General features: G+C 40.6%; 13 protein-coding genes and 1 pseudogene. 10 read left to right on the top strand and 4 right to left on the bottom strand.

Going from position 1 to position 12,648, the window contains the following annotated elements; translation table 11 throughout:
- Positions 1 to 11: 11 nt before the first annotated feature.
- A pseudogene (locus tag QUF94_RS29130) lies at positions 12 to 137 on the bottom strand (transposase); the annotation flags it as partial.
- 276 nt (positions 138 to 413) lie between these two features.
- Between QUF94_RS29130 and QUF94_RS20645 the strand changes: the two are divergent.
- Positions 414 to 593, top strand: a complete 180-nt coding sequence (locus tag QUF94_RS20645) for a YjzC family protein (protein WP_061462081.1) — start codon at positions 414 to 416, stop codon at positions 591 to 593.
- A gap of 52 nt (positions 594 to 645) precedes the next feature.
- Here QUF94_RS20645 and QUF94_RS20640 read toward each other — a convergent pair whose 3' ends face one another.
- Complete coding sequence (locus QUF94_RS20640) at positions 646 to 1,404, bottom strand: IclR family transcriptional regulator (protein ID WP_289317476.1); 759 nt, start codon at positions 1,402 to 1,404, stop codon at positions 646 to 648.
- Positions 1,405 to 1,816: 412 nt separating this feature from the next.
- Between QUF94_RS20640 and QUF94_RS20635 the strand changes: the two genes are divergently transcribed.
- The 5 genes from QUF94_RS20635 (at position 1,817) to clpB (ending at position 8,546) form a co-directional block, all read left to right on the top strand.
- On the top strand, positions 1,817 to 2,764 hold the full coding sequence (locus QUF94_RS20635) for a fumarylacetoacetate hydrolase family protein (RefSeq protein ID WP_289317475.1): 948 nt from the start codon (positions 1,817 to 1,819) through the stop codon (positions 2,762 to 2,764).
- Between the two features lies 1 nt (position 2,765).
- Positions 2,766 to 3,257: a DinB family protein gene (locus QUF94_RS20630; protein ID WP_289317474.1), complete on the top strand. Its 492-nt coding sequence runs from the start codon at positions 2,766 to 2,768 to the stop codon at positions 3,255 to 3,257.
- A 31-nt stretch (positions 3,258 to 3,288) separates the two neighbouring features.
- The gene (locus QUF94_RS20625; RefSeq protein ID WP_289317473.1) at positions 3,289 to 4,401 is read left to right on the top strand and encodes a cupin domain-containing protein; all 1,113 of its coding nucleotides are present in this window, start codon (positions 3,289 to 3,291) and stop codon (positions 4,399 to 4,401) included.
- 127 nt (positions 4,402 to 4,528) lie between these two features.
- On the top strand, positions 4,529 to 5,728 hold the full coding sequence (locus QUF94_RS20620; protein ID WP_289317472.1) for an FAD-dependent monooxygenase: 1,200 nt from the start codon (positions 4,529 to 4,531) through the stop codon (positions 5,726 to 5,728).
- A gap of 229 nt (positions 5,729 to 5,957) precedes the next feature.
- Positions 5,958 to 8,546 carry an ATP-dependent chaperone ClpB gene (gene clpB, locus QUF94_RS20615; protein WP_289317471.1) on the top strand — a complete coding sequence of 863 codons (2,589 nt, stop codon included), beginning with the start codon at positions 5,958 to 5,960 and terminating at the stop codon, positions 8,544 to 8,546.
- A 73-nt stretch (positions 8,547 to 8,619) separates the two neighbouring features.
- Here clpB and QUF94_RS20610 read toward each other — a convergent pair whose 3' ends face one another.
- Entirely contained in the window at positions 8,620 to 8,811 is a 192-nt protein-coding gene (locus QUF94_RS20610) for a YjzD family protein (RefSeq protein ID WP_289317470.1), read from the bottom strand.
- A gap of 292 nt (positions 8,812 to 9,103) precedes the next feature.
- Between QUF94_RS20610 and QUF94_RS20605 the strand changes: the two genes are divergently transcribed.
- From QUF94_RS20605 to QUF94_RS20595, 3 genes are all read left to right on the top strand, one after another.
- Positions 9,104 to 9,826, top strand: coding sequence for an alpha/beta fold hydrolase (locus QUF94_RS20605; protein ID WP_289317469.1), 723 nt, complete (start codon positions 9,104 to 9,106; stop codon positions 9,824 to 9,826).
- A 102-nt stretch (positions 9,827 to 9,928) separates the two neighbouring features.
- Positions 9,929 to 10,762 carry a Rossmann-fold NAD(P)-binding domain-containing protein gene (locus tag QUF94_RS20600; RefSeq protein ID WP_289317468.1) on the top strand — a complete coding sequence of 278 codons (834 nt, stop codon included), beginning with the start codon at positions 9,929 to 9,931 and terminating at the stop codon, positions 10,760 to 10,762.
- 267 nt (positions 10,763 to 11,029) lie between these two features.
- A complete protein-coding gene (locus tag QUF94_RS20595) occupies positions 11,030 to 11,212 on the top strand; it encodes a ComZ family protein (protein ID WP_034314525.1) in 183 nt (60 codons plus the stop codon).
- A 40-nt stretch (positions 11,213 to 11,252) separates the two neighbouring features.
- On the opposite strand, the gene QUF94_RS20590 is transcribed toward QUF94_RS20595, so the two are convergent.
- On the bottom strand, positions 11,253 to 11,486 hold the full coding sequence (locus QUF94_RS20590) for a hypothetical protein (RefSeq protein ID WP_289317467.1): 234 nt from the start codon (positions 11,484 to 11,486) through the stop codon (positions 11,253 to 11,255).
- A 196-nt stretch (positions 11,487 to 11,682) separates the two neighbouring features.
- On the opposite strand from QUF94_RS20590, the gene QUF94_RS20585 reads away from it, so the two are divergent.
- The gene (locus QUF94_RS20585; RefSeq protein WP_289317466.1) at positions 11,683 to 12,618 is read left to right on the top strand and encodes a beta-ketoacyl-ACP synthase III; all 936 of its coding nucleotides are present in this window, start codon (positions 11,683 to 11,685) and stop codon (positions 12,616 to 12,618) included.
- The last annotated feature ends 30 nt before the right edge of the window (positions 12,619 to 12,648 follow it).

Raw genomic sequence — 12,648 nt, 5'->3', positions numbered from 1 at the left:
TTAGCAGTATAGAGAATAATAACTGGATCAATACTTGGGCGTCCTACCTCTGAATACATATCTTTAACCAAGTCATAAATGAAAGAGTAATCAATTGTTGCCTCCATTTTACGAACCAAATGATTCGATTGCACCAGGTGATTTAAAGTTAATCATTTCAAGTTAATCTCGCTGAATAGAATCATGTTTAGTAATCGCCCTTATCACCTCAGGTTTTAATCCACCTATTATAAAACCTAAAAAGACTGTAGACAAACTCAATTATTATCGAGTTTGTCTACAGTCTAAGCGTCTGCTCAGAGAGCAGGGCTTTTTTAATTCAGCCGAATTTCCTGTGTGTCCTTAATTTTTCTGACATGAAAGAAAGGAACATGGTAATAATAACAAGGAAAGCATGTAAAGGGGTGAAATCTATGGGGCAAAATCGTCAATTCAAGCCAGGTCAGAAGGCGCCTAACAATGGGACCTACGTAGAAATCGGTGAAACGGGCAGCACGGTAGTGAATCCGAAAATGGTAAAACTTGATGCAGGGGACGCTTTTCCTGAAACATCCAATCACAACCGGATATGGACATATCAGCGAAAGCCATGAAAAATCTAAAAGCAGGAAAAAGGAATGATTACCATCCTTTTTCCTGCTTTTCTTATTCAGCGGTGTAACCGAATATTTTCGAGATCTCCAAATAGCTCTTTCTTAAATAGTGGCTTAAGGGATCATCGTAATGATCTGGAATGCTTTCGGTGAATCCAACGGCAGTGATCGCTCCCAATAAGTCTGAATTATAATTAAAAACAGGGATGGACATCGAGGAAACAGAAGGTACAAGAGGCTCTTTGGCAAAAGCGATCTTGTATTTCCGAATATCATGATATTCATTTGTTTCTTTCAGGAAAGGCCCGGTAACATTACGATCTTTTTCAATCCAGTCCGCTGTCAAGGAAGGATCCTGAAATACAGTGAATACTTTACCTGAAGAGGATGATGGGGGAAGACGCGTACCCAACTGGGCCCCGATGTTTAAGTTTTGGTTGGAATTCCATATTTTTGCCGTGATTGGTCCATCGTATGTCCAAACAGAAAAAAGGACTGTACAAGAGGTATGGTGACTGATTTCCTGTAAATAAGGTGTTATTCTGCTCGTGATGTCCTCATTTCCTATGGCTGCCATGCCATATTGAATCAATTTGCTCCCAAGGTGATACATACCGGTTGTCTTATCACGATATAGTAACTCCAGTTGAGTCAATGTATTCAAATACTTATAGAGGTTACTTTTCGTTATGTCCGTTAATTCTTGAATATCAGAGAATCTTAACGGATTTCTTTGGGAAGCAAGTAAATCTATGATGCTCATCCCTATTTGTAATGATTGAATCGTCGAACCGGATTTTACGATTTCCATAAGTCAATCTCCCTAATCTGTTTTAATTTAGGTCTAGTATATCAGAATCTGTAAAATTTAAATGAAATTAAAGTAAGAAAAAATCAGCCACTTGAAAGCTATCAATATACTTTATTATTAATAAATGAATTTTTTGTCTATTTTATAAATTTCCCAAGTGGATTCAGAAGAACTCTTAATGGTGTAAATGATAACATTTTCACAAAATTATTTACAATACTATCTTGACAATATTCCGAAAATTAAGTTATCATTTATATAAATAGTGAACTAAGTTATCTATTAGTGGATTGATGAGATGAGCATTTATCATTCATATTCTGGTTTGTGAAGTTAATCCAGCAGATGGCCCACGAACAAAGAACTAAAAGAGGCTTTATAAAAAATCCAGATTAATAAAGGAGAATGGAATATGAAATTAGTAACTTTCAGCAGTCAGGGATTTAAACGTATTGGTGCAATTTACCCGGATAATGTAATAGTGGATTTGAACTATGCCTATCAAGCGCTTCTTGAAAGCGAAGGAAAACTCCGCAGTGTACAAATCGCTGAAGCGTATGTCCCTGCAACAATGGAGGCATTTTTACAGGGAGGGAATGAAAGCCTTTCCATCGCGAAAAAGGCTGCGGATTATGCATTGAACAATCGTGATTCCTTCAGACATAAAATGGTACATGAAATTGAAGATATAAAGCTTGAGGCCCCTATCCAAAAGCCAAGCAAAATTATTTGTGTCGGACATAACTACCGTGAACACATTGCTGAAATGGGTCGCGAATTGCCGCCATTCCCTGTGGTATTCGCAAAGTTCGCCAATACAGTAATCGGTCCCCAGGATGATATACCGTTTTTCCCAATCTCTGAACAACTTGATTATGAAGCGGAATTCGCTTTTGTAGTCGGACAAAGGGCACGTAATGTTTCAAAAGAAGATGCTCTTGATTATGTAGCTGGTTATACAATTGCGAATGATGTTACGTACCGTGATATCCAACGGCGTACACTTGAGTGGCTTCAAGGGAAAACGGTTGAAGGAAGTGCTCCGTTGGGGCCTTGGTTAGTCACTTCCGATGAACTATCCGATCCATCTGGCTTAAATGTCCGATTAACGGTAAATGGTGAAGAACGCCAAAAAACGAATACATCCAACTTCGTATTCGATGTGAAGTATTTAGTTGAATTCTTATCGAATTTAATGACTCTTGAACCAGGTGACATCGTACTCACAGGAACACCGGGTGGGGTAGGAGTAGCCCGTGATCCACAAGTGTTCTTAAAAGATGGTGACGTTGTCAAAATCGAAATCGACAAAATAGGTTATCTTGAAAACCGTGTGCGACTTGTCGGGGAGGGAAAATAAAATGGCGTATCAGGAAATCGGGATATCAATCCAATCGGTTCACCAATCAATCGACCACATTCTTGAGACAGCAGCAAACCTCCCGGAGGAAACGATCAGATATAAGCCTGCAGATGATGAATGGTCAATCATGCAGATACTTTCCCATTTAGCTGAGGCCATCCCTTATTGGTTAGGTGAAGTGGAAACTGTAATAGCGATGCCTGGAGCCAAATGGGGGCGTGGCTTACAAGATCCAGCCCGATTGGCAGCCGTTACCCATACTGACAAACTTGCTGTTGATGATGTCTTGAAACAAGTGGAGGAGCTTAAATATAAAGTGGAAAGCAGGCTCGGGAATTTAGATGAAGAAACACTATCTAGAGAATCGCCACACCGAAATTTCGCGAAATTCGGAAACAAACCCGTTTCTTATATTGTGGAACACTTCATCGATGAACATATTTCAGGACACTACGATCAAATTAAGCGAAATCTTTCTAAAATCCAGTGAGAAAAGATAAAAAAAGAAAGTTGGGATTAATATGGCTGAAAAATTGGAATACATGAATAGTGCAATCGTAAAGGATTTTACAAAGGATATTCAACAGTATAACCTTGGGCCTCTGTGGGAAGCCATTCCCGCTCTGATGGACCATGAACCTAAACCTCATGCCCATGCTTATTTATGGAAAGAAGAGCTTTTGACTAAAAAGTTGATGGAAGCAGCTGAAATCTTCACACCTGATCGGGGAGGGGAGCGGAGGGCCATTTATTTTCAAAACCCTGGCTTAACTTATCGTCAGCCTTGGGGATGGGCTTCGACAACACAAACGCTTTATGCAGCGGTTCAGCTTTTGTTGCCTGGTGAAGTGGCTCCTTCCCATCGTCACTCTCAAAGTGCCCTTCGTTTCATTACAAATGGTGAGGGTGCCTACACCATCGTGCAAGGAGAAAGGATCTTCATGGAAGAAGGGGATTTCTTGATCACGCCAAAAAACCTATGGCATGGTCATGGTCATGTTGGAGAAAAACCGATGATTTGGATGGATGCCCTTGATATCCCAACTATCTATTCAATAGGTGGCACTTTCTTTGAACCATACCCAGACCGGGTTGAAATGCCTAAACGGCCTGATGATTTTTCAGAGCTCCGTTATCAAGGCGGAATGGTTCGTCCGATATCCGATCGTTATTCACAAGTGGCACCGCTTGCCAACTACAAATGGAAAGGCACCAAAGCAGCGATAGAAGGATTAATGAACTTCGAACCAGATCCATTTGAAGGTTTTGCTGTGGAATATATCAACCCTTCAAATGGACAAACGGCAAATCCGACGATGGGGGCATGGATGCAGAAACTGCCAAAAGGATTCCATACCAAAGCACATCGCCATACCCATTCCACAATCTATCAAGTGCACCAAGGTTCAGGCTATACGGTCATTAATGGAGTGCGTTTTGATTGGTCCAAGGGAGATTATTTCGTCGTTCCGAATTGGGCTTGGCATGAGCATGTTGCAGAAGTCGATTCTTACTTATTCTCGGTAAACGACCTACCAATAATGGAGAGATTCGATTTGGAACAGCAACAGGCATTAGACACAAACAATGGTTACCAAAAGGTTGAAAGTGAATTCAAGCCTGTTTTGGTTTGAAAATAATCGGTTTGAAACTTTCAGAATGATCCTAATGAATATATAGAATGCCAGTCGAATGAAAACGCTTACTATGGTGCTGGTCCACAACATTGGCTAAAAGCTACTTATATAGGGGGAATTGATGATGAACACAGAAAAAAAACCATTCATCGTTATCGGTGGGGGAATTGGCGGATTGGCAACTGCTTTAGGAATCGCAGAAACTAAACAGTACGTAAAGGTCCTTGAACAAGCTCCCGAATTTGGTGAAATTGGTGCAGGGATTCAGCTTGCCGCAAATGCAACCAACGTATTAAAGCGTTTAGGCGTCATGGAAAAAATCAATGAAATAGCAGTCTTTCCAAAAAGATTGGTACTGATGGATGCTTTTTCTGGAAAAGAGCTTTCCGCTTTGGATTTAGGTGATGTTTATAAAGAAAGATATGGAGCGCCTTATATTGTTTTGCATCGTTCCGATTTGCATAAAGTATTGGCTGAAGCCTGTGAAATGAACCCGTATATTGAACTGGTAACGAACCAAACCATTATTGAAACAGTAGAAAATGAGGGTGAAGTGACAGTTACTTCTGCCAACGGGTCCCAACATTCAGGAACGGCTGTCATTGGAGCCGATGGATTATGGTCCAATGCACGGAAACTGTTTGTTGAAGATCAACCGGTCTGCTCACAATATGTTGCATACAGAGGAGCGATTCCGATGGAAGAGGTTACGAGTCATGGAGATTTAGATGATGTATACATGTGGATTGGACCAAACCTTCATCTTGTTCAATACCCGGTTAGAAGGGGAGAACTATACAACCAAGTGGTGGTCTTCAAAAGTTCTCAATACACGGAAGAAAATGAAAAAACAGATCAATGGGGTACCCCCGAAGAAATGGATCATGTATTCGCCGGAACTTGTGAGCTTGTTCAGAATGCAATTTCATTCATTCAACGGCAACGTCGCTGGCCAATGTATGACCGTTTACCAATTGATAATTGGACAAAAGGGAGGATTACGCTAACGGGCGATGCTGCACATCCGATGCTTCAATACTTGGCACAAGGGGCTTGCCAGGCTTTAGAAGATGCAGCTTATTTGGCCGATATGCTTCATAAGCATGGGAATGACATTGAACAGGCATTTTTGGAATACCAAGAGGAACGGATTCCGCGTACGGCGAATGTTCAAACCAGCGCTAGAATGTGGGGGGAAATCATCCACAATGCGACCGATGCTGGAATTCTGCTCAGAGATACAATCCTTGCAGGTCGCACGGATAAGGATTTCAAATTCGTCGATGAATTTCATGGTTATAATAAAATGGCCGTGAAAGCATAAAGCTGATTCGTTTCATAAAAATCTTGTGATGGGATGTAATGAATTTACAGATGGGTTTTGCCTTTCTTCTTTATGAAGAAAGGCTTTTGCCGTTTATCCTCCATAATTGCATTTTTTATAACATTCCTTTACATGGGGAGAATTAGAAGTATAATGAAAATATAAAGGTCAAACTTGGTCAAACCAAGAGGGGTTTCGTTCATGAAATAGATGAATGGGAGGTTTTAAGATGGATATTAATAAAATGACGGAGAGAACCCAACAGGCAATCATTGGCGGCCAGGAGCTAGCTAAAGATAGAGGGAATCCCGAGCTGACGGAGCTTCATTTATTAAAGATTTTAATGGAACAGGATGAAAGTTTATTAATCAGGATTTTATCGGAATCTGATAAACCGATGAATCAATTTGATATAGAGCTTAATAGGGAACTGGATCGATTACCGGAAGTGAGCGGAAGTGTTTCTCAGGTTTACATGTCATCCTCCCTACAGGGAATTTTGACCGCTGCCGAAAAAGAAATGCAGATGTGGGAAGATGAATATTTATCTGTCGAACATATACTTCTTGCGTCGTTGCAGGTCAATAAAACGAATGTAAACAGGCTTTTTTCATCATATGGGATTGATTATGATAAAGCAAAACGGGTTATAAACGATATAAGGGGGAATCAGCGAGTGACTAATCAAAATCCTGAAAGCACATATGAGGTACTTAAAAAATACGGCAGAGATCTCGTTGCTGAAGTTAAATCAGGGAAGGTCGATCCCGTAATCGGTCGAGATACGGAAATCCGTAACGTCATTCGGATCCTATCACGTAAAACGAAAAATAATCCTGTATTAATTGGAGAACCTGGAGTTGGTAAAACAGCCATTGTCGAAGGGTTGGCACAAAGGATCGTGAGAAAGGATGTGCCGGAAGGATTAAAGGACAAGACCGTTTTTTCACTTGATATGAGTGCGCTTGTCGCAGGGGCAAAATTCCGCGGTGAATTTGAGGAAAGGCTAAAAGCGGTGTTGAATGAAATCAAGAAAAGTGACGGCAAAATCCTTTTATTCATTGATGAATTGCATACAATTGTCGGGGCCGGAAGAACGGATGGCGCACTTGATGCCGGGAATATGTTAAAGCCGATGCTTGCACGCGGGGAGCTGCATTGTATCGGTGCAACAACCCTGGATGAATATCGACAATATATTGAAAAGGATCCGGCTCTTGAACGCCGTTTCCAACAGGTTCTGGTTCCTGAACCGGATGTGGAAGATACGATTTCAATTTTGCGTGGATTAAAGGAACGATTTGAAATTCACCATGGCGTCAGGATACATGATCGGGCGATCGTAGCAGCCTCTGTCCTTTCGAACCGATATATAACGGAGCGATTCCTACCGGATAAAGCGATAGATCTTGTGGATGAAGCTTGTGCGATGATCCGAATGGAAATCGATTCAATGCCCTCCGAGTTGGATGAAATCACGAGAAAAGTCATGCAACTTGAAATTGAAGAAGCGGCCTTGAAGAATGAGGAGGACCCTCAAAGCAAAGCAAGGCTGGAAGTGCTTCAAAAAGAACTATCAGAACTTCAGGATCAAGCGAATAGCATGAAGTCCAAATGGCAAATGGAGAAATCAGCTCTTCAAAAGGTGCAGGATCAACGTGAAGAGCTTGAGAAACTGCGCCATGAGCTGGAACAGGCAGAGAATGACTATGACCTTAACCGGGCAGCAGAACTTCGGCACGGAAGGATTCCACAGCTTCAAAAAGAATTGGAAGCAATGGAAGATGAATTGGAAAAGGAAAAACAGGAATCACGGTTGCTTCGCCAAGAAGTGACTGAGGAGGAAATTGCCTCGATTGTTGCAAGGTGGACGGGGATTCCCGTAAGCAAGCTGGTGGAAAGTGAAAGGGAGAAGCTGCTCCGCCTTTCTGATATCCTGCATGAACGCGTAATAGGTCAAGGAGAAGCGGTGGAACTAGTATCCGATGCTGTTTTACGGGCAAGGGCTGGAATTAAAGACCCCAACAGACCGATTGGTTCATTCATTTTCCTGGGGCCGACTGGGGTAGGTAAAACTGAACTGGTAAAAGCTTTGGCAGAAACGCTATTCGATAGTGAAGAACATATGATTCGAATCGATATGTCGGAATATATGGAGAAACATTCCGTGTCCCGCCTTGTTGGTGCACCCCCTGGATATGTTGGTTTTGAGGAAGGCGGCCAACTAACGGAGGCAATTAGGAGAAACCCATACTCAGTCGTATTATTGGATGAAATTGAAAAGGCGCATCCTGAAGTCTTCAATATTTTGCTGCAAATGTTGGATGATGGTAGGATAACGGACTCCCAGGGCAGAACAATCAACTGTAAAAATACAGTGATCATCATGACTTCTAATATCGGTTCCCATTTCTTGTTGCAGTCCAACCTGATGGATGGTGGAATTGAAGACGAAATAAAAGATCAAGTCTTTAAAGAATTAAGAGGGCATTTCCGTCCGGAATTTTTGAATCGCGTAGATGACATTGTTTTATTCAAACCTCTTACGAAACAAGAAATCGTTGAAATCGTAGAAAAAATGGTTCAGCATTTACAAGTAAGGTTAACTGAACAAAATATTATCCTGAACGTCACTGAAGCGGCTAAGGAATTCATTGCGGACCAGGGATATGATCCGGTATATGGGGCCAGACCATTGAAGCGATTCATCCAAAAGCATCTTGAAACGAAAATCGCCCGTAAGATCATAGCTGGGACAGTTGGACTGGAAAAAGGAATAACGATTGATTATGATCATGATGAATTAGTCCTCATATAAAATGTAGTTTACCCGAAAGCAAAGTACGGTATAACAAAAAGGACATCCTAAAAGGATGTCCTCTTTTTGTTTCTTAATGTTGATGAGAGTCTTTTGCTGGCCCAGCAGGCATGATAGCAGGGATGATGCAAATCAGGATAGCAGCAGCTACTCCTAAAATCGTCCCCTGCGCAGCATCGTATGAAACTCCGATCATGGAAGAAACAACATATACAGTCATATGCACTAATAAGAATGTCCAAAAAATTGTCCAAGCATAACGCATCGAATTTCACCTCATTCCACTACATTCATTTTTATCTTACCATAATTAATATACAGTTAAAACGTGTTTTTAATAATAACCTTTAAATAATTCATTACCTTAAATCATAAGAGAACTTTTCAGGCAGTCTAGTTGGTAATCATGTGAAAAGGGAAATTCTGGGGATTCAATAAAAAAAACCATCCCAGCTTGGTTAATTTAAGATAAGAAGTTAGGTGTTACCACTAACCCTTTCTATTTTTCGTCATAAATTAATATAGTAGTAGTAATATTCCTTAAAGGAGTTAGACCGATGGAACAACGAACTTTTCAAATTGATGACCAATGGAATATCATCTATTATCCAGAGCGGCCCAGTGGTTTTTCCGTAATGGTAATTGGAGACCGTAGTCATTTTGTCGAAAAAGACAGCAGCTTTTGGCTGCAACATCCTGGCAGGTTGCGGATATTGGAATATTTAAAGGAATACGGATACACGCTATTCTCATCCAATTTTCACGGAGCCAACTGGGGCAGCCCTAAAGCAATGGACCTTTCCCTTAACCTATATATCCTTTTCATGAAAAAAGAAATAGTCAATCAAAGGGTTCATATATTGGCAGAGGGGACAGGCGCGCTCCTTGCCTTAAAGCTAATGAATGAACTTGGAAATAAAATACGCTCTGTCGTATTGATCGATCCGGTTTTTTCCTTGAAAGCTCAACTGGAGAAAGAAAAGGAAAATAAGTTCTTCTATAAAAAGTGGCTGTCCGAGGTCGCTGCTGCATTTGAGCTCGATCCGGCAGAATGTGAACAGCATATTCTGGACACTGAAGATACAGTGATCGCTGAGAAAATCCCCATGAAAGTGATTCAGGTTTTTGGAAGCATGCGGAAAGAGCAAGCCTCCCTTTATCGGGAAATCCAACTGGCTAGGAAAGCAGACTTGCAGCTGACTTATTTATTGCCTGAAAAACGTTATAAAATCCCCTATCAAATACAGAAGTTTTTCAATGAGAATGAAGAGTCTTTATGAGAATGGATATATTTTCACAATAGTTTGCATACGATACAGCATCTAAAAAAACTAGACGTGTCGAGTGAAATGGGCTTGATGGCATACGAGGAGGCTGTATTTATGCAAACATACATTGTCATTGGCACTTATCAATTTGTGGGATTCCATGTAACTCAATATTTTTTGAACCAAGGTGAAGAAGTAATCGGAATTGATTGGGCTGATTCCGAAGCAAGTCGATATATTATGGAAGAAAAGGAACTTGAAATAGGTAGAAGTTCGAACTATATATATTTTCCGATAAATAAACTTAAATTATTGGATATTTCACAGCAGGACACTGTTTTCATATCTTGTTACGATATTCAAAGCGGAAAAACGGGCAAAATCGATTTTCTTATAGGCGAAATCGTTTACTTCATTGAAAAATGCAAAAAAAATGGATCTAATCAAACGCCGAATTTTGTTATTTTCATGCCAATTGAAGGAGATGTCAGTATTTTTCAGTCCATTTTAAACTTGATCGAAGGAATTGATTCTGCTAAAATCATATTTTTACCGACGATTTATGGACCTTGGCAACCGGAAGGCATGAGCTTTGAAGCTGGAATCAATCAACTTGGACAGTCAGATATCAAAGCGGCAATCGCTAACGAATATACCGGAGATGCCCTCTTCATCACTGATTTTGTGAATGATTTGGAAGCAGTGCTTACCTCCACTTCCGATAGGGCCATCCAATTGTGCAGCAGTATTGATGATCATTGGAATAAATGTGCCAAGTTAATATTTGGTGAAACTATGGATTCATTCATTTCCCAACCAAAAACTAAAATCAATAAAGGATCAATATTTGAGGTGCACAGCAAAATGGACCCGGAAGAAGGCATTGCTTTACAAAGAAAACATAATAAAAGATTAAATTTACTTAAAGAGTGGAGAAAGCGTGATTAACGGGGAGAGGACCTTAATGCTTAAATTCGAAGGAAAATATAAAACCGAAAGCTTCGTTATTTGGAAAGGACAAAACTGTATATTTGCCTCTACCCTATATGTCTTGTACTATAATGTTCAAGGATAGGAATAAACGTCAAAAGATATTCATGATTTTATATTTGCGCCCTTTACGAAAGGGACAAGTGGAATTATGATAATATTGAGCTTTATTTGGGCATCACAATGATCAATTGATGGTTATTCAAAAGATAGGGGGAAATGCAAATGAGTTCAGATAAAACTCTTGAATTTATGGGAATCGCCATGAAGTACTTCCCAGAAGCTAAAGCGAAGCTTGAAGCAAGCGGGATTCCATTCTCGATGGAGATGGCAGAGCCATTCATGGAGCTCTTTAAAAGCGTGATGCAAGAAGCTTATGAGCTTGGAAAACAAGATGCTCAGCGTTAATTGAAGGTAGGCTGTCCGGGTAAAAGGGCAGCCTTATTTTTTATTCTTTATTCAAGAACTTGGCGATCAATGGGTTCAGGTTAATTTTATCGATGGCCGGTTTGTATTGACTGTATAAGCTCATCAAAGTTTCAACACTCTCCATCAATTGCATGTAATCAACCGTCGATTCCTCTTGCTCAGCTTCAGGTTCAGCTTCAGCTTTCCTGCCAAACATCAAATTCGAAAAATGATCATCCTGGGTTCCCTGGTTGTTGCGATTGAAGATGTCCACAATAAATTCCTCCTATCTCATTTATAATGTATGTCCCCAATTTCCCCTGGCATAGGCGCTTGTCCGACTTCGGAAAGAGATTTCTTTAGCTTTTCAAATTGTTAACTCTTGCAAGGAAGTGTTTTTTTATATAAAATTAGTACCAGGTAATAATAGATGCTTATAATAACTCATTAAAATATAAGGGGATGGCAAGATGAATGCTGGAATACTTGGGCTTGGCCGCTACTTACCCGACAAAATCGTTACAAATGCGGATTTAGAGAAAATTATGGACACTTCCGACGAGTGGATCCGGACTAGGACGGGTATTGAGGAAAGAAGAATTGCTAATGATGATATTGATACATCAGATATGGCTTATGAGGCCGCAAAAGCTGCATTGAAAAATGCGGAAATTTCTGCTGAAGAGATAGATTTAATTCTTGTAGCTACTGTTACGCCTGATCAGTCATTTCCTTCTGTTGCTTGCATGATTCAAGAGAAATTGGGAGCGATGAAGGCAGCTGCAATGGATGTAAGTGCTGCGTGTGCCGGTTTTATGTATGCAATGATCACGGCACAGCAATTTATTAAGACAGGTGCATATAAGCATGTGTTGATCGTCGGTGTTGAAAAACTTTCGAAAGTAACCAATTGGGAAGACCGCAATACTGCTGTACTTTTTGGTGACGGTGCGGGTGCAGCTGTACTTGGACCTGTATCGGAAGGCAAAGGGGTCCTTTCCTTTGAATTAGGCGCAGATGGAACTGGCGGGAAGCACTTATTACAGGAAGGAGATTTCATTCATATGAATGGACGTGAAGTATTTAAATTTGCTGTCCGTCAGATGGGGGAATCCAGCCTGGGTGTTTTGGACAAAGCTGGTTTGACAAAAGAAGATGTGGATCTGCTTGTCCCGCATCAAGCAAACATACGCATTATGGAAGCCTCAAGAGAACGCTTGGGTCTCCCGCTTGAAAAAATGGCAAAAACGGTTCATAAATATGGAAATACTTCTTCAGCGTCAATTCCAATGGCCCTTGTGGAAGAAATGGAAGCAGGAAGAATCAAGGACAATGACTTAATCGTCATGGTCGGTTTTGGTGGTGGCCTTACATGGGGAGCGATTGCTCTTAGGTGGGGTAAATAAAAGAAGTAGCAAAACGTAAGAGCTTTAAAA

Source organism: Peribacillus sp. NJ4 (assembly GCF_030348345.1).
Taxonomy (GTDB): Bacteria; Bacillota; Bacilli; order Bacillales; family DSM-1321; genus Peribacillus.
This window is presented reverse-complemented; position numbering and strand designations above follow the sequence as displayed.